19 protein-coding genes are annotated in these 19478 nt (G+C 68.1%); 9 read left to right on the top strand and 10 right to left on the bottom strand.

Translation table 11 applies throughout. From position 1 onward, the window contains the following. Positions 1-3: 3 nt before the first annotated feature. Positions 4-2187: a bifunctional 23S rRNA (guanine(2069)-N(7))-methyltransferase RlmK/23S rRNA (guanine(2445)-N(2))-methyltransferase RlmL gene (rlmKL, locus tag F3I62_RS10515; RefSeq protein ID WP_160489599.1), complete on the bottom strand. Its 2184-nt coding sequence runs from the start codon at positions 2185-2187 to the stop codon at positions 4-6. A 403-nt stretch (positions 2188-2590) separates the two neighbouring features. Between rlmKL and rmf the strand changes: the two genes are divergently transcribed. Then, positions 2591-2806, top strand: a complete 216-nt coding sequence (gene rmf, locus F3I62_RS10510) for a ribosome modulation factor (RefSeq protein ID WP_160489598.1) — start codon at positions 2591-2593, stop codon at positions 2804-2806. 87 nt (positions 2807-2893) lie between these two features. Here the strand turns inward: rmf and F3I62_RS10505 are convergent, their stop codons facing one another. Together F3I62_RS10505 and F3I62_RS10500 are read right to left on the bottom strand one after the other, a co-directional pair. Further along, positions 2894-3919, bottom strand: a complete 1026-nt coding sequence (locus F3I62_RS10505; protein WP_160489597.1) for a quinone-dependent dihydroorotate dehydrogenase — start codon at positions 3917-3919, stop codon at positions 2894-2896. A gap of 98 nt (positions 3920-4017) precedes the next feature. Continuing rightward, positions 4018-4239, bottom strand: a complete 222-nt coding sequence (locus F3I62_RS10500; protein WP_160081224.1) for a DUF2835 domain-containing protein — start codon at positions 4237-4239, stop codon at positions 4018-4020. A gap of 149 nt (positions 4240-4388) precedes the next feature. On the opposite strand from F3I62_RS10500, the gene F3I62_RS10495 reads away from it, so the two are divergent. Next, on the top strand, positions 4389-5282 hold the full coding sequence (locus F3I62_RS10495; RefSeq protein ID WP_160489596.1) for a DUF6685 family protein: 894 nt from the start codon (positions 4389-4391) through the stop codon (positions 5280-5282). Between the two features lie 171 nt (positions 5283-5453). Here the strand turns inward: F3I62_RS10495 and F3I62_RS10490 are convergent, their stop codons facing one another. From F3I62_RS10490 to F3I62_RS10475, 4 genes are all read right to left on the bottom strand, one after another. Next, positions 5454-5798 carry a ribonuclease E inhibitor RraB gene (locus F3I62_RS10490; RefSeq protein ID WP_160081228.1) on the bottom strand — a complete coding sequence of 115 codons (345 nt, stop codon included), beginning with the start codon at positions 5796-5798 and terminating at the stop codon, positions 5454-5456. A 312-nt stretch (positions 5799-6110) separates the two neighbouring features. Further along, positions 6111-6872: an SDR family oxidoreductase gene (locus F3I62_RS10485; protein WP_160489595.1), complete on the bottom strand. Its 762-nt coding sequence runs from the start codon at positions 6870-6872 to the stop codon at positions 6111-6113. Continuing rightward, positions 6857-7804: an alpha/beta hydrolase gene (locus F3I62_RS10480; protein WP_160489594.1), complete on the bottom strand. Its 948-nt coding sequence runs from the start codon at positions 7802-7804 to the stop codon at positions 6857-6859. Before F3I62_RS10480 ends, F3I62_RS10485 begins: the two co-directional genes overlap by 16 nt. Then, a complete protein-coding gene (locus tag F3I62_RS10475) occupies positions 7788-9260 on the bottom strand; it encodes an NAD(P)/FAD-dependent oxidoreductase (RefSeq protein ID WP_160489593.1) in 1473 nt (490 codons plus the stop codon). Before F3I62_RS10475 ends, F3I62_RS10480 begins: the two co-directional genes overlap by 17 nt. A 109-nt stretch (positions 9261-9369) precedes the next feature. Here F3I62_RS10475 and F3I62_RS10470 point away from each other — a divergent pair, with 109 nt between their 5' ends. Beyond that, the gene (locus tag F3I62_RS10470; protein WP_160489592.1) at positions 9370-10395 is read left to right on the top strand and encodes an AraC family transcriptional regulator; all 1026 of its coding nucleotides are present in this window, start codon (positions 9370-9372) and stop codon (positions 10393-10395) included. 90 nt (positions 10396-10485) lie between these two features. Here F3I62_RS10470 and F3I62_RS10465 read toward each other — a convergent pair whose 3' ends face one another. Continuing rightward, positions 10486-12561, bottom strand: a complete 2076-nt coding sequence (locus F3I62_RS10465) for an LTA synthase family protein (RefSeq protein WP_160489591.1) — start codon at positions 12559-12561, stop codon at positions 10486-10488. Positions 12562-13052: 491 nt separating this feature from the next. Here F3I62_RS10465 and F3I62_RS20150 point away from each other — a divergent pair, with 491 nt between their 5' ends. Then, a complete protein-coding gene (locus tag F3I62_RS20150) occupies positions 13053-14498 on the top strand; it encodes a methyl-accepting chemotaxis protein (RefSeq protein ID WP_178122507.1) in 1446 nt (481 codons plus the stop codon). 67 nt (positions 14499-14565) lie between these two features. On the opposite strand, the gene speE is transcribed toward F3I62_RS20150, so the two are convergent. Further along, positions 14566-15426, bottom strand: coding sequence for a polyamine aminopropyltransferase (gene speE / locus F3I62_RS10455; protein WP_160489590.1), 861 nt, complete (start codon positions 15424-15426; stop codon positions 14566-14568). A 166-nt stretch (positions 15427-15592) separates the two neighbouring features. Next, a complete protein-coding gene (locus F3I62_RS10450) occupies positions 15593-15784 on the bottom strand; it encodes a PLDc N-terminal domain-containing protein (protein WP_160489589.1) in 192 nt (63 codons plus the stop codon). A gap of 240 nt (positions 15785-16024) precedes the next feature. Here F3I62_RS10450 and F3I62_RS10445 point away from each other — a divergent pair, with 240 nt between their 5' ends. The 5 genes from F3I62_RS10445 to F3I62_RS10425 all read left to right on the top strand — a co-directional run bounded on the left by F3I62_RS10445 (position 16025) and on the right by F3I62_RS10425 (position 19430). Next, the gene (locus tag F3I62_RS10445; RefSeq protein ID WP_160081244.1) at positions 16025-16291 is read left to right on the top strand and encodes a hypothetical protein; all 267 of its coding nucleotides are present in this window, start codon (positions 16025-16027) and stop codon (positions 16289-16291) included. 183 nt (positions 16292-16474) lie between these two features. Continuing rightward, the gene (locus F3I62_RS10440; protein WP_160489588.1) at positions 16475-17467 is read left to right on the top strand and encodes a GlxA family transcriptional regulator; all 993 of its coding nucleotides are present in this window, start codon (positions 16475-16477) and stop codon (positions 17465-17467) included. A gap of 15 nt (positions 17468-17482) precedes the next feature. Then, complete coding sequence (locus F3I62_RS10435) at positions 17483-17731, top strand: DUF1272 domain-containing protein (protein ID WP_160489587.1); 249 nt, start codon at positions 17483-17485, stop codon at positions 17729-17731. Between the two features lie 11 nt (positions 17732-17742). Beyond that, positions 17743-18252 (top strand): HPP family protein, encoded by a 510-nt coding sequence (locus F3I62_RS10430; RefSeq protein WP_160489586.1) that lies wholly within the window; start codon positions 17743-17745, stop codon positions 18250-18252. Between the two features lie 8 nt (positions 18253-18260). Further along, complete coding sequence (locus F3I62_RS10425) at positions 18261-19430, top strand: MFS transporter (RefSeq protein WP_160489585.1); 1170 nt, start codon at positions 18261-18263, stop codon at positions 19428-19430. Positions 19431-19478: the final 48 nt, after the last annotated feature.

Here is a 19478-nt window from a genome sequence, read left to right as displayed (position 1 = left end):
ATTTTAACGGAACATCAGCTTCCAGGCACGGTGAATCTTCGGGTTGCGGGCAAAATCCGGGTCGATCGTGCTGGCGCTGATCTCCTCCACCGCATAGCGGGCCGCCAGGCCTTCATCCAGCTGGAACTTGCGGAAGTTGTTGGAGAAATACAGCACGCCGCCCTTGGCCAGGCGATTCATCGCCAGATCCAGCAGCTGCACGTGGTCGCGCTGCACGTCGAACACCCCCTCCATGCGCTTGGAGTTGGAGAAGGTCGGCGGATCGATGAAGATCAGCTCGTATTCGCCGCGATCGGCCGCCAGCCAGGCCATCACATCGCCCTGCTCCAACTTCTGCTTGTCGGAGAAGCCGTTCAGGCTGAGGTTGCGCCGCGCCCAGTCCAGGTAGGTCTTCGACAGGTCGACGCTGGTGGTGCTGCGCGCCCCGCCCTTGGCCGCGTGCACGCTGGCCGTGGCGGTGTAGCAGAACAGGTTGAGGAAGCGCTTGCCGGCCGCCTCCTGCTGGATGCGCAGGCGCAGCGGGCGGTGATCGAGGAACAGCCCGGTGTCGAGGTAGTCGGTGAGGTTGACCAGCAGCTTGACGCCGCCCTCGGTCACTTCCAGGAACTGGCCCTGGGTGGCCTGGCGCTCGTACTGCTTGGTGCCGCTCTGCCGCTCGCGGCGCTTGATCACCACCTTTTCCTGGGGCACGCCGAGGGCCACGGGAATCGCCGCCAGGGCGTCGAGCAGGCGCGTCTGCGCCTTCTCCGGGTCGATCGAGCGTGGCGGCGCGTACTCCTGCACGTGCACCCAGTCCTGGTACAGGTCGATGGCCAGGGCATACTCGGGCATATCGGCGTCATACAGGCGGTAGCACTGGATATCCGCCTTCTTCGCCCACTTGCCCAGGGTCTTGAGGTTCTTCTGCAGGCGATTGGCGAACATCTGCCCGCCCTCGGACAGCCGCGCCGGCTCGTTGACCACTGCCGGCGCTTCCTCCTGGCCGGCCCGCGCGCTGCGCCGCTCGCCGGTGACGAACTGCTCGGGCAGCAGCTTGAACAGCAGCAGCTTGCACGGCAGCGCGCCGTTCCAGAAGGCGTACTGCTTGTGACTGCGCAGGCCCATGCGCTTGCCCAGCTCGGGCGCCCCGGTGAACACCGCGGCCTCCCAGTTCATGCAGCTCTGGCGCAGGCGCTCGCCGAGGTTCTGGTAGAGGTACAGCAGGCTCGCCTCATCGCCCAGGCGCTCGCCGTAGGGCGGGTTGCTGACCACCAGGCCGGTCTGGTTCTGGTCCGGGCGCGGCTCGAAGGTCGCCAGCTCGCCCTGGTAGACCTTGACCCAGTCGCTCAGGCCGGCTCGCTCGATGTTGTTGCGCGCCGGCTGGATCAGCCGCGGATCGGCCTCGTAGCCGCGAATCCACAGCGGCGGCCTGGCCAGGCCGGCGGCCGCGCGGGCCTCGGCTTCGGCGTGCAGCTTGTGCCACAGCGCCGGCACATGGCCCAGCCAGTGGCTGAAGCCCCACTGCTCGCGCCGCAGGTTGGGCGCCAGGTCGGCGGCCATCATCGCCGCCTCGACCAGGAAGGTGCCCACCCCGCACATCGGGTCGGCCAGGGCACCACCGGCAGCGGCGATGCGCGGCCAGCCGGCGCGGATCAGCACCGCCGCGGCGAGGTTTTCCTTGAGCGGCGCGGCGCCCTGCTGCAGGCGGTAGCCACGCTGGTGCAGGCTGTGCCCGGAGAGGTCCAGGGACAGCACCGCCTCGCCACGATCCAGGCGCAGGTGAATGCGCAGGTGCGGGTCGATCTTGTCGATCGAGGGCCGCGTGCCGTCGGCGGTGCGCAGCTTGTCGACGATGGCATCCTTGACCTTCAGCGCGCCGAAGTGGGTGTTGTCGATGCCGGAACCGTGGCCGCTGAACTCCACCGCCAGGGTGCCCGAGGGCTCCATGTGCTCGGCCCAGTCGACGTCCAGCACGCCCTGGTAGAGCGACTCGGCGTCCTGTACCGGGAAGCGCCGCAGCACCAGCAGCACGCGGTTGGCCAGGCGCGACCAGAGGCACAGGCGGTAGGCCGTTTCCAGCCCGGCGAAGCCGCGCACCGCGGCGGTCTGCTCGCGCACCTCCTCCAGGCCCAGGCTGCCGGCCTCTTCGACCAGCAGGCCTTCGAGGCTTTTCGGGCAGGTAAGGATCAGTTCGTAACGGTCCGACATGGGCTTTCTCGTAAAAGTGGCGGCTGGCTAGCCAAAATATGTGACAGAACGTCGCGTTGCGACCCTTCGTCGGAATAAGCACGCCTCACAGACGCGAGACATTCGCAATGGCAAAACGCCTGCGCGGCGAGCCGGGGCTCCCATAACACGGGGGCCGGAGCGCAAAACCGGGAAAAACCGGCGCCCTCCTTATGGCCCCACTCCTAAATACGTTACGGCCTTATGACAAAACGATCATTCACAGGCCCCAACGCATTCGTTAGAAATCAACTCAGGTTGGCGCCGCAACGGCGTCGACAGGTAGTCCGCCACGCCGGCAGCGGACTGCGCGGCAGAGCATTTCTGCCTGGTCCCAACCTGGGGCCGCAAGGACATAACAGTCAACAAGTGAGGGCAACACCCTATGAGAAGACTTAAGCGTGATCCGATGGAACGAGCTTTCCTGCGCGGCTATCAACACGGCATTCATGGTAAATCCCGCGACATGTGTCCTTTCACTCATCCCACCACACGCCAAGCCTGGATCAACGGCTGGCGCGAAGGTCGCGGCGACAACTGGGACGGATTGACCGGCACCGCCGGCATCCACCGACTCAATGAACTCCACGCCGTCGGCTGAATAGGATCACCCCGACTTCACCAGGCCGCCCCATCCGGGCGGTGGGCGCAAGCCCGAGGGCCCCTCAGGGGCCCTTTTTTATTGCCTTCAGTTCTTCGGCAAGGCCGCGATGGCATCCACCGCCTCGCGGATCAGCGCCGGGCCCTTGTAGATGAAACCGGAATAGATCTGCACCAGGCTGGCCCCGGCGGCGATCTTCTGCGCCGCATGCGCGCCTTCGGTGATGCCGCCCACGGCGATGATCGGCAGACGGCCCTTGAGCTCGCCGGCCAGCACCTTGACCGTGTGCGTGCTCTTGTCGAGCACCGGCGCACCGGACAGGCCACCGGCCTCCTCGGCGAACGGCAGGCCTTCGACGCCTTCGCGGCCGAGCGTGGTGTTGGTGGCGATCACCGCATCCATGCCGGTTTCCACCAGGGCCTGGGCCACCTGCACGGTTTCCTCGTCGGTCATGTCCGGGGCGATCTTGATCGCCAGCGGCACGCGCTTGCCGTGCTGCACGGCCAGGTCTTCCTGGCGCTGGCGCAGGGCTTCGAGCAGCTGCTTGAGCGAATCGCCGAACTGCAGGCTGCGCAGCCCCGGGGTATTCGGCGAGCTGACGTTGACCGTGACGTAGCTGGCATGGCCATAGACCTTGTCCAGGCAGATCAGGTAGTCGTCCACCGCGCGCTCGACCGGGGTGTCGAAGTTCTTGCCGATATTGATGCCCAGCACGCCCTTGTACTTGGCCGCCTGCACCCGCGCCAGCAGATGATCGACGCCCAGGTTGTTGAAGCCCATGCGGTTGATGATCGCGCTCGCCTCTGGCAGGCGGAACAGCCGCGGCTTGGGGTTGCCCGGCTGCGCACGCGGGGTCACGGTGCCGATCTCGACGAAGCCGAAGCCCAGCTGGGCGAAGCCGTCGATGGCATCGCCGTTCTTGTCCAGGCCGGCGGCCAGGCCCACCGGGTTGGCGAACTCGAGGCCCATCACGCGCACCGGCAAGCTGACCGGCGCCTTGCACAGCAGGCCGTTGAGGCCGAGACGGCCGCCGGCACCGATCAGGTCGATGGACAGTTCGTGAGAAGTTTCCGGGGACAGTTGGAACAGCAGCGCGCGGGCCAGGTCATACATGGGCGAGTCGGCTCGGATAGGGTGGCAGTGGGAAGCAGGCCGCGATTATAGCCGCGCCCACTAGCCTCAGGCGAGGCAAGAGGGTAATGATTAGCCGGTTATTGCAACGGGCGCAGGCTCAGCAGTTCGCCGGCGTCACTGAATTCCAGCGCGAATGCGCCATAGATGCCGGCCTCGCGCAGGAACGGACGCAGATGGTGGGCAGGCAGGCTGACCTTGCGGCCATCGCGACTGAACAGCAACACCCGATTGGCGCGCCCCTGGTATACGGCGCGAAAACGCTCTGCCGGCAGGGCGATATCCAGCACGAGGCTGGGCATGGAGGCTACCTCATCGTGATTTGCGCAATTTTGCCACAGGCACCGCGGCTTGCAGAGCCCGCCAGCCGCAATCCTGAGCCGTTCGCTAGTGCGCAGCGGCCGCCGCTCTGCCACACTGGCACGACAGTTCCAGGAGCGTCCTGCGGGTCATGAGTCTGTCCGAATCCACTAACAATCTGGCATCACGGCTTTCCGCCCTGGCCCAGCGCCTGGGTTTGAGCGGCCGTGTGCCACGCCTGGTATTCGAACGGGCGCGCACCCTGCAACTGCCCTTCCAGCCCCTGCCGGTACCGCCGGAAAGCATCTGGTGGCTGGCCGGGCCGCCCCTGCAGCGCCTGGTCGACCTGCCGCGCGACGCCCTCTCCGGCCCGGTGCAGGAAGACAAGGCCGAAGCCCGCGCCGTGCTGATGCGGGTGGTCGAGCAGGAACAGCACTACCTGGCCGACTTCGACCTGCGCCGCATCGACGGCCTGTGCGGCACGCCACCGGAGATCGGCGGCATGTTCGGCCACTTCGAGGAGTTCGCCGCCACGCAAACCTGCCGCAGCGTGCGCATCATCAGCTACAAGGACTTCCTCAAGACCATCAGCCAGGCGCTGCCGCGCTTCCTCGCCGGCGAACCGATCGAGCTGCGCCAGGCCAGCTGGTATGGCGAGCGCCTGTTCTGGGCCTCGGAACAGCATGGCGAGGCCTTCGCCTGCGCCATTGCCTATGCCCGCCTGCGCGGCCTGGAGGTCAACCTGCCGGCCCAGCTGACCCGCTATCGCATCAACCCGAGCGGCCTGGCCGAGCTCAAGCAGCACTACCACGTGCTGGCCATGCCGGTGCAGGCCTGGAGCGACCCGGCTTTCATGGGCGTACTGCTGGACAACCGCCTGCCCTACGCGCGCCTGTCGCTGCTGCGCAACCCCGGCGCGCCGGAGTTCCTCCTGCTGCCCAAGGCCTCTGCCGAAGCCAATGCCCTGGGCGAGGGCCTGCGCCTGGCCGGCGCCCCGGACGTGGTGGCCTACCTGGAACAGCTGCACAAGCGCAGCGGCGACTGAGGCGCGGCACGCGCCAGTCGGCGAGAAACGGCAAGAAGCAAAGAATGCGCCGGCCACCCCCTGGGCAGCCGGCATGCGACCAACAGCACTTAGAACCAGTCTACGATCTCGCGAGCTAGAGCCTGTTTTTAACGCAGCATGGCCGACGCGCAGCAGATCGTGGACAGGTTCTTAGCGCGAGGGTGCCAGCGCGACTTCCTGGGTCACGCCCCAGCCGTCCAGCACACCGCCGAGCGGTACCACCAGCGACTCCAGGTCCTGCTCGAAGTCGCCAATACCGGCATGGGTGGCATACATCACCTTGCTCACCTGCAGGTGCCAGGCGCCGTCGTCACGCACGCTGACCTGGGCATTCAACGACTCACCGCGAAACTGTCCTGCGACCTGCCGGGCCCGCTCCTCGTCGGGGAAAATGGCGTAGAACTCGATGGGATGGACGCGGGCGAAGTCGAAACCGCCCTCTTTCATGCGCCGCAAAACCGTGTTGCTGACATCTTCATGAATGGCTGTGCTCATCTAACGACCTCCTCTCAGGCGATTGATAGACCGCAGCCGCCAAGACTCAGCGGCTTGGCAACACCGCACGGTGCCGCACGAGACCCAGGCCGGGAATGAAGCCGACCCGTGACACACAGGGACAGAAGCATGTTGCAGACCAAGGGTGGCTGGGCGGAACGCCAGCCGGAACCCTCCGTTGCAGAGTAGTCCCTGGGGCATGCGGCTGTCGCCCGCAGAGAGGATCAAAATGTTGCCGCGGCGACAGACGGGGCACTGCGCGCCGGCGGCCTGGGCCCGCACTCCCGCTGCTGCCGGCTGCCGGCCAGGCGCTCAGCTGCGGCTGAGCCAGCCCATGATCGCGCGGGTCACCCAGGGCGGCGAGACCTGCCCGCTCCAGTACAGCAGCTTGAACAGCCAGTACACCGGCCGGTGCACCAGCGGCCGCTCGGCCTGCAGCCAGACTGCCGCGGCGATGTCTTCGGCGCGCAGCCTGACGCCCAGGCGGCGCAGCGCCGGCGGCTCGAAGGTCTGGCTGTCGACCATCGGCGTGCGCACGAAGGGCGGCATCAGGTCGCCCACGCGAATGCCGTGGCGCCGCCATTCCAGCTCCAGCGCCTCGGTGAGGCCGCGCACGGCGAACTTCGACGCCGAATAGCTGACCATGTGCGGCGTACCGTACAGGCCAGAGGCCGAGCCCATGTTGATCACCTGGGCGCCAGGAGTCGCCTGCAGGTAGGGAAAGGCGGCATGGGTCATGTGCAGCAGGCCGAGCACGTTGATCTGCAGGATCCGTGCATGCTCCGCCAGGCCGATTTCCTCGAAGTGACCGAAACGCAGTACGCCCGCGCAATTGAACAGCAGGCGCAGGCGGCCGCCGTGTTGCGCGGCGAAGTCGGCCAGCGCCGCCCCCACCGCCGCGGCATCGCCGACATCCAGCTGGGCGTGCCAGACCCCGCCCAGCTCGGCGGCCAACTCGGCCAGGGCGGCGTGGTTGATGTCCAGCAGGCCGACCGTCCAGCCGCGCGCATGGAACAGCCGGGCGGTGGCCGCGCCAATGCCCGAAGCCGCGCCGGTGATCAGGATAGTGGGCATGGGCAACCTCGCTGGCGGAGAAAGTCGAGCAGCCGCTGCAGCGCCTGGTCGGCGCCGGCCAGCAGGCCGCAGTTGATCTGGAACACGTGCCACTGGCGGCGGTACAGCTCCAGCCGGCAGTCCACCCCCGCCGCCACCGCGCGCCGGGCCAGCAACTGGCTGTGGCGCAGCAGCATCTCGTCTTCGCCGACCTGCACCAGCAGCGGCGACAGGCCGTGCAGTTCGGCATACAGCGGCGACAGCTGCGGATCGCGGCGGTCCATGCCCGCCGGGCAGTAAGCCGCCACGCCCTGCTCCAGCCAGGCCGCCTGCAGCAACGGGTCGCCCGCCGCCGGTGCATGCAGGTTGGCGCCGCTGACATCGCTGAACGGCGACAGGCAGACCAGCGCCGCCGGCAGCGGCAGGCCCAGCTCGCGCAGGCGCAGCGCGCCGACCAGGGCCAGGTTGCCGCCGGCCGAATCGCCGGCGATGACGATCCGTTCGGCCGGCTGGCCCTGCGCCAGCAAGGCGCGATAGGCAGCCAGCACATCGTCGCGGGCCGCCGGGAACGGATGCTCCGGCGCCAGGCGGTAATCCAGGGCGCAGACGCGCAGCTGGCCGTGCCGCGCCAGGTAGCTGGTCAGGCTGCGATGGGTTTGCGGCGCGCCGACGATAAAGGCCCCGCCATGCAGGTAGAGCAGCACCCAGCCGTTGTCCCGCGCCGGCTGCAGCCATTCGCAGGGCACCCCGCCCAGCTCGCCCGGCGTAACCCGCACCCCGCGCGCCACTGGTGCCAGGCGCGTGCCCCAGCGCAGCAGGCGGCGCTGGGTCGGCACGCCGACGCCGGGCCGCAAGCCGGCGCGGAACAGCAGCCAGGTCAGCCCGCGCAGCAGCGCCGTCAGCAGGCGCTGGCCCGCGCCCGTGGGGGCCGCCAGCTCAACGGACCAGGTCATAGTCGCTCCAGTCCGGCTGGCGGGTGTGCTGGCGGTAGCTGAAGGTGAAGCCGGACCAGTTGTTGGTGTGCTTGCCGGCGGCGTTCTTGTACCAGCTGCTACAACCCTGCTCCCACACCGAGCGCCGGATGTCGTGCTGCACCCGGCGGTTCCAGGCCTGCTGCACCGGCGCGCGCACGTCGAGGTAGCGCACGCCCTGGGCCAGCTGCTGCAGGCCGGCCAGCACATAGGGGTACTGGCTCTCCAGCATGTAGATGATCGAGTTGTGGCCCAGATTGGTGTTCGGCCCGTAGAGCAGGAACAGGTTGGGGAAGCCGTTGACGCTGATGCCCTTGTAGGCCTCGGCACCCTCCTGCCAGGCCTGGTTCAGCTCGACGCCGCCGAGGCCGCGGATGTGCATGGGCGCGAGGAAGTCGCTGGCGGCGAAGCCGGTGCCGTAGATCAGCACGTCCGCCGGGTGTTCGCGGCCGTCGGCGGTGATCACCCCGTGGGCGCCGACCTCGCGGATCGCCGTGTCGACCACCGCCACCTGCGGCTGCGCCAGCGCCGGGTAGTAGTCGTTGCTGATCAGGATGCGCTTGCAGCCCAGCGGGTAGTCCGGGGTCAGGCGCTCGCGCAGGGCCGGATCGGCGATCTGCTGGCGCAGGTGGCGCAGGAAGGTGCCGCGGTACAGCTTCATCAACCCCGGCAGGATGAAGAAGGCCACGCCGCGGGCCTCGTGGTAGAGGTACTGCAGGCCCCGGTCGAGTTTCTGCGTCCACGGCAAGTAGCGCATCAGCGTCAGCTCGAAGCGGCTGTAGGCGCGGTCCGGCTTGGGCAGCACGTAGGCCGCCGAGCGCTGGAACAGGGTCAGCTGCGCCACCTTGGGCACGATCTGCGGGACGAACTGGATGGCGCTGGCGCCGGTGCCGATCACCGCCACGCGTTTGCCGGTGAGGTCCACGTCATGGCGCCAGCGTGCCGAGTGGAACGCCTCGCCGGCGAACCCCTCGATGCCCGGCAGCGCCGGGTACGCCGGCCGATTGAGCTGGCCGCAGGCACTGACCAGGGCGCGGGCGCTGAAGCGGGCGCCATCGCGGGTCTGCACCCGCCACAGCGCGGCCGGCTCGTCGAACCAGGCCTCGGCCACCTCGCTGTTGCAGCGGATGCGCGGCTGCAGCTGGTACTTGGCCACGCACTGCTGCACGTAGGCGAAGATCTCCGCCTGGGGGGCGAAACGCCGGCTCCAGTCGGTCTTCGCTTCGAAGGAAAAGGAATACAGGTGCGACGGCACATCGCAGGCCGCGCCCGGGTAATGGTTGTCGCGCCAGGTGCCGCCGGCCTCGGCGGCCTTCTCCAGGATCAGGAAATCGTCGATGCCCTGCTGGCGCAGGCGCATGGCCAGGCCCAGACCGGCAAACCCGGCACCGATGATCAGCACGCGCAGGGGCGCCTGCTCGGGAGTGTTGTTATGCATTGTGGTCTCCGTGAACCGCCGTGCAGGCGATGAACGAATCCTAAGTGCTGCAGCGTCGCCGAGTTATGGCATAGTCGGCCAGAAAATTGTGACTTTCGGACAAGCCGCCATGCCCGTAACCGCCCCCTGGCCGCAGCGCCGCAGTGCCACCAGCGTCCAGCTGCTGACCCAGTTCGGCCTCGACCAGGGCCTGTCGATCGACGCCTGCCTGGCCGGCACCGGGCTGAGCTGGCAACAGCTGGCCGACCCCGGTGGCGAGGTGGAAGCCGGCCAGGAGCTGCTGCTGATCGGCAACCTGGTGCGCGCCCTCGGTGAGCGCCCGGGCATCGGCCTGCTCGCCGGCAAGCGCTACCAGCTGAACACTTACGGCATCTGGGGTTTCGCCCTGCTCAGCAGCCCGACCTACCGCGACGCCGCACGCCTCGGCCTGCGCTACCTGGACCTGACCTACGCCTTCCACGGCATGCAGCTGGAGGAGCACGGCGACGAGGCGCACCTGCTGCTGGACGACCGCGCCATCGCGCCGGAGCTGCGCCGCTTCATCCTCGAACGCGACCTGGGTGGCATGCTCAGCGCCCAGCGCGAGCTGATCAACGCGCCGCTGCCGATCCGCCGCGTCGACCTACGCATCGCCGAACCTGCCGACCCCAGCCTGTACCTCAGTGAAATCGGCGTACTGCCCCACTTCGCCCAGCCCTGCAACCGCTTCGTGGTCGACCGCCGCCTGCTCGACCGCCCCCTGCCCGGCGCCAACCCGCGCACGGTGGACCTGTGCGAGCAGCAGTGCCAGCTGCTGCTGGACAAGCGCCGCCAGCGCAGCGGCCTGGCCGGGCAGATCCGCGGCCTGCTGCTGAGTCGCCCCGGCCGCCTGCCGGACATGGAACAGGTGGCGAGCAGCCTGCACATGAGCTCGCGCACCCTGCGCCGGCGCCTGGACGAGGAAGGCACCAGCTTTCGCAGCCTGCTGGAAGAAGTGCGCCAGGCCCTGGCTGAGGAGCTGCTGGCCACCGGCGGCCTGAGCCTGGAGGAAATCGCCGAGCGTCTGGGCTATGGCGAAGTGTCCAACTTCATCCATGCCTTCAAGCGCTGGAAGGGCGTGCCGCCGCGCCAGTACCGGCTCGGCGAGCCGGCCTGAGAACCCGTCAACGATCTGGCGAGCCAGGCCCGCTTTAACGCGGCATGGCCGATGCGCAGCAGATCGTAGACAGTTTCTGAGGGGAAGGGCTCAGCGCACGGCCTGCTGCCCCCGGCCACCGATGGCGCCACTGGTATTGTCCAGCAGGCTGCCGGTCGCCACCTGCAGGAAGGACTGCAGGCGCTTGAGCATCGGCGCCTGGGCCGGGTCGTCGCGCAGCAGGCTGACCCGCGCCTGGGCGCCGAGCTGGTAGTCGTACAGGCGTGGTTCCAGGCCCTTGGGCTGCACGAGGATCTTGCTGCCGCTGACCAGGGCGACGGTCTGATCGCTGCCGGACGGCTTGATCACGCCGATGCCCTGGTCGCCCGCCGGCAGGTTGAGCAGGTCACGGCCCCAGCACTGGTGACGCACGTCGCCACCCAGGCGGCCCATGATGGTCGGCACCACGTCGACCTGGGTGCCGACGGTGTCGCGCTGCGCGCCGAACTGCTGCTGGATGCCCGGGGCGATCAGCAGCAGCGGCACGTTGAAGCGGAACAGGTCGAGTTCGGTCAGCTGCTCGCCACTGGCAAAGCCGTGGTCGCCGACGATGACGAACAGGGTGTCCTTGTAGTACGGCGCCTGCTTAGCCTTCTCGAAGAACTGGCCCAGGGCCCAGTCCGAGTAGCGCATGGCGGTCAGGTGCTGGTTGGCCCCGCCACGGTCGGTGACCGGCGGCACCGGCAACTGCGCCGGCAAGGCATAGGGGGTGTGGTTGGACAGGGTCTGCAGCAAGGCATAGAACGGCTTGGCCGGGTCCAGCTTGGCCAGCTCTTCGGCGCCACGGTCGAACATGTCCTGGTCGGACACGCCCCAGGTCGGATCCATGAACACCGGGTCGACGAAGTCCTCGCGGCCGACGAAGTTGCGCATGCCCTGGTTGCTGAAGAAGCCGGACTGGTTGTCCCACTGGAAATTGCCGTTGTAGACGTAGACGTCGTCGTAGCCGCGGGCGCTGAGCAGCTGTGGCAGGCCGGAGAACTGGTGGCCGCCCTCCGGGGTACGCATCAGGTACTCGAAGCCCGGCAGGTTGGGGAAGCAGGCCATGGTGGCGAACATGCCCTGGTGGGTATGGGTGCCGTTGGAGAACAGGCGGGTGAACAGCAGCCCTTCCCGGCTCAGGCGGTCGAAGTTGGGGGTGATGTTGGCATCGCTGCCCAGCGCGCCGACCCAGCGCCCGGCAAAACTCTCCATGAGGATCACCACCACATGGCGAATCGGCAGCGTGCCGGCCTGCGGCGGCTGGAAGTCACGGCGCACGGCGGCAAGGTCACTATCGACCAGCGCATCGTGCGGGCCGAGCAGCATCTCGCGCACCGTCTGCAGCGCCTCGGCGGGCGGCAGGCTGGCCTTCCAGGCATTGTCGCGATGGCTGGAGAAACTGTTCTTCGCCGCATCGATCAGGGTCAGCGTGCCGTTCAGGCCCAGATGGTTGGCGAACATCGAGTCGGTGGTGAAGGCATCGCCCCAGCGCAGCGGCGGGCCCTGCTTCAGCGTGCCACGGGCGGCGAGCACCGCCAGCAGCAGGCAGAGGATGAACACCAGCACCCGCCAGTACCAGGCCAGGCCCGACTGGCGCGCGCGTGGCCGGGTAACCTGCTCGATCAGCAGGAACAGCCAGGCCAGCGCCAGCGTGGCCAGGGCCCAGGCCAGCAGGTAGCGCAGCACCGGGAAGCCGTTCCAGAGCATGCTCAGCACGGTGCCCAGGTCTTCCTGCATGTACTGGAAGACCAGGCTGTTCAGGCGCTGGTGAAACTCGCGATAGAAGTCCAGTTCGGTAACGCCGATGAACAGGGTCAGGCTGGCGAACAGGGTCAGCCAGGCCACGTGCAGGCGCCGCGCCGCCATGGCGCGCGCGCTGAGCAGCGACAGCAGCAACGGAGCGCAGGCATACACCACCAGGCGCAGGTCGAAGCGCAGGCCGTTGAAGAAGGCCTCGGCGATCTGCAGCCACGGCGTGGCGCCGACCTGGTCGAAGTTGTAGAGCAGCAGCGCGCCGCGCAGCAGGGAGTACATCAGCATCAACAGCAAGGCGCTGGCCAGGGTGAACGCCAGGTGGCTGGCGAGCCTGGGCGGCAGGGGCCGAACGGGCAAGGCCGGCTGGCTCAGGGTATCGTCGACGGACATGGGCATTCCTGGCAAAGGGCAACGAGGGGCCGGCCAAGGCACGGCACATAATCTTACGGATGATGCGCCGAGGGCCGTGAAATTTTTGTCGAAGCAGACGGATAGACCCGACCCTGGGTCCTCGGTTCAGTACCGGGAAACACTCCGCAGCCCCTGCCGTTGCAGGCCCGGCGGCGGATTTCGCGACCCGGGCCGCACCTGCGGGAAGCCACCCTGCCGCCCACAAGACGATTGTGCCTTTCCTGCGGCCAGTTCGGCCAGCCCCTGGGCGCAAACCCGCATGGCGCCGTCGGCACCCGCGTCGGCATGCGTCCAGCCGTGGCGGCTTCGTCGTCAAGCGGTCGCCGCCAGCGCATTGGCACGGTACTCTCGGTACCGGCTTTCTGCCAGCATCCGCCAGCCGGGTGCGGCGCGGCCCATCCCCAGACCGCGCTCAAGCCGCCCACCGTGCGGCCGATAGGCTCGGCAACGAACAAGAACGGAGCCCCCTCATGCAACAGGGCCTTTTAGCCACCTTCATGCCGCCGATCGAGCAGGACCACAGCGCCCAGCTGCTCAGCCGCATGCTCACCTTCTTCGCCTTCTGCGGCCTGGCCATCGGCCTGTACAGCGGCATCAAATGGGGCCGTCTGGGCAACGACGCGCTGCTGCACGGCTCCTTCCTGCTGATCATCGGCATGCCGCTGGCCCTGCTGGTGCTGCGCAATGCCTGGCTGCCGGCGCGCGGCGTGGCCAACTTCGCCATGGCGCTGATCAGCAGCTACGCGATGATCCTCATCTACCACCTGGGCGGCCTGCATTCGGCGCACATCTTCTGGCCGCTGGTGGTGATCGGCTTCGCCTACCTGCTGCTGGGCGGGCGCAGCGCGGCCTTCTGGGCCCTGCTGCAACTGCTCTTCGTGTTCTGGCTGATCCGCCTGCAGCGCAGCGGCGCCGTCCTGCCCGTGTTCGAGCTGAGCCCGCGCGATGCCATGCTCAACGAATACTCCGGCTACCTGCTGCCGGTGATCACCATGTGGCTGGCCCAGTGGTACAGCTCCAAGGTCCGCCAGCAGGCGCTGGACGACGCCCAGCAGCACCTCACCGAGGCCGAGCGGGTAGGCAAGGCCGCCACCGCCGGCAGCCAGCAGCTGGCGGCGCTGCTGGACGAGGTGCGGCACAGCGCCGGCGACCTGCGCCAGCTGTCGCAACAGCTCTACCAGACCCTCGACAGCATGCGCCAGCGCTGCCAGAGCATCGACGGCGACGTGCAGCAGCAGGCCGCCGCCATGCAGCAGCTCGATCAGGCCGTGCACCAGGTGCTCGACGAGCTCGCCGCCAGCACCGCACAGATGCAGCAGCTGAGCCAGGACACCCAGCACAGCAGCAGCCAGGTCACCACCTGCGCCCAGCGCATGCAGGACGCCCGGCAGAGCATGCAGGCCATCCAGCAGAGCAACCAGCGCATCGCCGAATCCATGCAGATGATCAGCGCCATCGCCCAGCAGACCAACCTGCTGGCGCTCAACGCGGCCATCGAGGCGGCCCGCGCCGGCGAGCACGGGCGCGGCTTCGCGGTGGTCGCCGACGAGGTACGCAGCCTTTCGCAGCGCAGCAACCAGACCGCCGACACGGTGCAGAACGTGCTCGGCCAGTCCGAGCAGATCGTCAACACCGGCGCCGCGCAGGTCAGCGATGTTGGCGAGGCCCTCGGCGAGAACGCCGCCCTGACGGAAAACCTCTCCGGCGCCATCCTCCAGCACAGCCAGGCGCTCGACCAGGCCCACCGCCAGCTGGTGCAGGTGCGCGACAACAGCGCCGCCCAGCGCGAAGCCAGCCTGCGCCAGCGTGCCGCCAGCGCCGAACTGCTGCAAGCCCAGGAATCCCTGGTCGAGCTGGGCGAGCGCCTCGACCAGTTGTCGCAGCAGTTGCACCAGCGGGTCGCCGAACAGCGCTGAAACCAGCCACGGGCACCAGACATGAAAAAGCCGGCTTGCGCCGGCTTTTTCATGTTCTGCTGCACCTTCAGTCGTTGCTCGGCTTGTTCACCGCCTGCAGCACGTACTGCGGCAGGGCGAAGGCCCCCTGGTGGATTTCCGGGTTGTAGTAGCGGGTCACGATGCTGCTGCCGGCAAAGCGCTGGCGCAGGGTTTCCAGCGGCAGCTTGCGGTACTCGGCATCGGTGCTGCCCCAGGCGAAGGTCATGCTGCCGCCGATATAGGTCGGCACCGCCGCCATGTAGAAGTGCCAGTCGGCGAACAGCCCGTCCATGCGGCTGGCGGTGTTCTGCACTTCGGACAACTGCATGAATGGCGTGCCGTTCTGCGTGACCAGGATGCCGCCGTCGTTCAGGCAGCGGCGGCAGGCCTGGTAGAAGTTCTCGGAGAACAGCACCTCGCCCGGACCGATCGGGTCGGTGGAGTCGGAGATGATCACGTCGAACTTCTCCGTGGTGGTGGCGACGAAATTCATGCCGTCGTCGATCACCAGGTTCAGCCGCGGGTCTTCATAGGCGCCGCAGCTGTGGTTGGGCAGGAACTCCTGGCACATCTCGACCACGGTGCCGTCGATCTCGACCATGGTGATGCTCTCCACGCCGCGGTGCTTGCGCACCTCGCGCAGCATGCCGCCGTCGCCGCCGCCGATGATCAGCACGCGCTTGGCGTTGCCGTGGGCGAGGATCGGCACGTGGGTGAGCATCTCGTGGTAGATGAACTCGTCGGCCTCGGTGGTCTGGATCACCCCGTCCAGGGCCATCACCCGGCCCATGCGGGCATTCTCGAAGATCACCAGGTGCTGGTGTTCGGTGCGTACTTCGTGCAACAGCTTGTCCATGCGAAAGCGCTGGCCATAGCCGTCGTAGAGAGTTTCCAGGTAGTCGCTCATGGGTAGTCCCCCGTCGAGGTGGTGGATGCGGACGGACTGACACCCGCCCATGAAAAGGCGCGCATTGTAAGGGCATAACCGGGGTGGCTCCACCGCTGGAGCCAAACTGGAGCGCCTGCCTGCGGTAGATCCACTGGGCAGGGCGATGTTCAGGCCGCGCCGCGGTTTACAGACGGACGTTGCCGCGCGGACCGGCCAGGGCCCAGATGATCAGGCCAAGCACCGGAAGGAAGACGATCAGCAGGACCCAGACGACTTTCATCAGGGTTTCCGCATTGCTTTTCACCACGTTGATGATCGCCCAGATATCCAGGACCAGAATGACGAGGCTGAGAAGACCGCTCACGAACGAGCCCATGGGAACACTCCTGTGTGATGGGGTTACCTGTTTAGGATAAGCGCAATCGGCGGTGGTTCCATTTTTCTGCCTGGTGGGCGGGAAAACTCCGTAAATCGGACACATGCGACATATTGCTGCGTTTTTACGACAGCTTGTGACTTCAGGGTCAGGTTTCGTCATCAACACAGTACAGGCCACGGTATTACACGCTTTCGTCGGCCAGATCGCATATTGGGCATCCATTGGAGATACAGACCCATGAACACTCTGCTCCGCGTCAACGAAGCACTCCTGATTGCTGGTCGCGCCTTCCAGCCGTTCCAGTGTGTAGCCTGGACCCAGCAGGACGGTAGCGGCGAACTCAGCCTGACCGTGATCGACCGCACCAACACCCGCGTCGGCCAGACCCGCCTGACCAGCAGCACCTACCGCGACCCGGCGCAACTGGCCGATGTCCTGACCCAGTCGCGCGAACAACTGAGTCGCCAGGGCTACGACCTCGAGCCGTGGAGCATGCCGGAGTAAGACTTCGCACTCCCCCGGCCTGCCGCCACCCCAACCCCCTCTGCCCCTCTGGGCGAGGGGGTTTTTATTGCCGGCGAAACGGGATTCGCACGACACGGACCTGTCCATATCTGTGGGTTTATTGTCATTGTCGCCATGGCAAGCCGAGCGCAGACTGCGTCCATCTTCCTGCGAGAAACGCCCATGGACGCCCCCCGGACCATTGCCTGCCTGATCTACCCCGACGTGATGAGCCTGGATGTCAGCGGCCCGCTGCAGGTGTTCGCCTCGGCCAATGTCGAGTGCCAACGCCAGGGCCTGCCGCCGGCCTACCGCTTGCGGGTGCTGGCCGAGCAAACCGGCCCGGTCGCCACCTCGGCGGGCTTCCAGCTGGTCGCCGAGCAGGCCTGGCGCGATAGCGATCCCGCCGAGCTGGACACCCTGCTGATTCCCGGCGGCCTCGGCGAGGCCGCGCAATGCCGGAACCAGCAGCTGCTTGAGTGGCTAAGGGCGGCCGAACCCCGGCTGCGCCGCCTCGGCTCGGTGTGTTCCGGGGCGCTGATCCTGGCCGCCGCCGGGCTGCTCGACGGGCGCCGGGCGACCACCCACTGGGCCGATGTCGAGGCGCTGCGCGCCTACCCGCGGGTCGAGGTGGACGGCAATCGCCTGCACACCTATGACCCCAGCGGCCGCGATGGCGAAGCCCATGTGTTCACCTCGGCCGGAGTCACCGCCGGCATCGACCTGGCCCTAGCCCTGGTCGAGGCCGATCTGGGTCGCCCGCTGGCCCTGGCCGTGGCCCGGCGCCTGGTGATGTTCCTCCGTCGCCCCGGCGGCCAGGCGCAGTTCAGCGCCCTGCTCACCCCGCAGGCCAACCGCACGCCACGTCTGCTCGGTCTGCTCGAGTGGATGGCGCAGAACCTCGCGGCGGACCTGTCGCTGGAGGCCCTGGCCAGCCAGGCCAACCTGTCCAGCCGCAGCCTGTCGCGCCTGTTCGTCCAGGAGCTGGGCATGGGCCCGGGGCGCTACGTCGAGCGCCTGCGCCTGGAGGCGGCGCGCGCGCTGCTGCAGGACAGCGGCGCCTCGATCGGCACGGTGGCGCGGCTGACCGGCTTCAACCACCCGGAAAACCTGCGCCGCACCTTTCACAAGCACCTGGCGGTCAGTCCCCAGGACTATGCCGAACGCTTCGCCTGAACAGGAGAGATAACCATGCTGCAACTACGCCCCGGCTGCGAATGCTGCGACCGTGACCTGCCGCCCGACTCGGCGGACGCGATGATCTGCTCGTTCGAGTGCACCTTCTGTCGCGCCTGTGCAGAACAGCGCCTGCACGGCCACTGCCCCAACTGCGGCGGCGAGCTGCTGCGCCGGCCGATTCGCCCGGCCGCCACGCTGGCCGCCAACCCACCCTCCACCGTGCGCATCCACAAGCCTGGCGGCTGCCAGGCCAATCGCTGAGGAACCCCGCCATGCTCATGCTTCTACGTAAATTCCGCGGCGACGCCCTTGCCCTGCCGCCACGCGCCAGCCTGCAGCAGGTTGCCCTGGCCTGGCTGGGCGGTGTGCTGGCCATCGCCTGCGTGGCCAGCGCCGGCGACCTGCTGTCGCTGAGCCTGCTGCTCGGCTCCTTCGGCGCCTCCTGCGTGCTGGTATTCGGCTTCGCCGATCTGCCCTTCTCGCAGCCGCGCAACGTGATCGGCGGGCACCTGCTCAGCTCCCTGGTGGGCCTGGCGTTCCTGCATGCCTTCGGCCCACAGTGGTGGGTGCTGGCCCTGGCCGTCGGCAGCGCCATCGCCCTGATGATGCTGACCCGCACCGTGCACCCGCCGGCCGGTTCCAACCCGGTGATCATCTTCCTGGCCCAGCCGGGCTGGGGCTTCCTGCTCTTCCCCACCCTGGTCGGTGCCCTGCTGCTGGTCCTGGTGGCGCTGTTCTTCAACAACGCCACGCGCAGCGGGCGTTACCCGAAATACTGGTGAGGCCGAGCATGCTGCTGCGCAACCCGACCCTGCTGCGCCTGTTCATCGCCCAGGCGCTGTACTGGAGCTGCTCGATGATCGGCATCACCCTGACCGCCCTGGTCGGCCTGCAACTGGCGCCCCTGAACAGCCTGGCCACCCTGCCGCTGGCCCTGCTGGTGCTCGGCAACCTGCTGAGCACCCAGCCGCTGTCACTGTTCATGCAGCGCCACGGGCGCCGCCCGGGGTTGCTGCTCGGCGCGCTGGCCGGTATCGGCGGCGGCCTGCTCAGCGCCCTGGGTGTGTGGCAGGCGAGCTTCCTGCTGTTCTGCCTGGGCGCCCTGCCGATCGGCGTGTACCAGGCCTCGGCGATGTACTACCGCTTCGCCGCGCTGGAGGAGGTGGACGAGGCGCACAAGGGCCGCGCCAGCGCCTGGGTGATCGGCGGCGGGGTGTGCGCCGCATTGCTCGCGCCAACCCTCACCCTGTGGTCGCGCAACGCCCTGGCCACCCCCTATGTCGGCGCCTACCTGCTGCTGGCCGCCCTCGCCCTGCTGGCCCTGCTGCCGCTCGCCGGCCTGCGCGAGGGCAGCGTGCCGGCGCCGGCGAGCGGCGGCCTGCGCGGATTGGGCGAGCTGCTCGGACGCCCGCGGATCCGCGCGGCCATGGCCACCACCGCCATCGGCCACGGCCTGATGATCATGGTGATGAACGCCACGCCGCTGGCCATGAGCTTCTGTGGCCTGGCGCTGGAGGACGGGGCACGGGTGATCCAGTGGCACATGCTCGGCATGTTTCTCCCGGCCTTCGTCGCCGGGCCGCTGGTCGACCGCCTCGGCAGCCAGCGCGTGGCGCTGCTCGGCATCGCCCTGCTCGCGCTCAGTGCCGGCGTCGCCCTGGCCGGCCAGGGCCTGGGGCATTTCCTCATCGCCTCCTGCCTGCTCGGCATGGGCTGGAACCTGATGCTGGTGGCCGGCACGACCCTGCTCGGCAGCGCCCATGCGCCCGGCGAACGCGGCCAGGCCCAGGGCCTGATGGAGCTGGGCAACGGCACGGTGGCGGCCGGCGCCTCGTTCGCCTCCGGCGCGCTGCTCAGCAGCATCGGCTGGAACCCGGTGAACCTGGCCATGCTGCCGTTGCTGGCGCTGGCCCTGCTGGCCCTGCGCGGCGCCGCCGGCAAGGCAGCCGCACCGGCCTGAATGCCTGATGCCGGGCACACGCCAGCGCCACAAACAGACAAGGCGACC

The sequence above is a fragment of the Pseudomonas sp. R-28-1W-6 genome (assembly GCF_009799925.1).
In the GTDB taxonomy this organism is placed as follows: Bacteria; Pseudomonadota; Gammaproteobacteria; order Pseudomonadales; family Pseudomonadaceae; genus Aquipseudomonas.
This window is presented reverse-complemented; position numbering and strand designations above follow the sequence as displayed.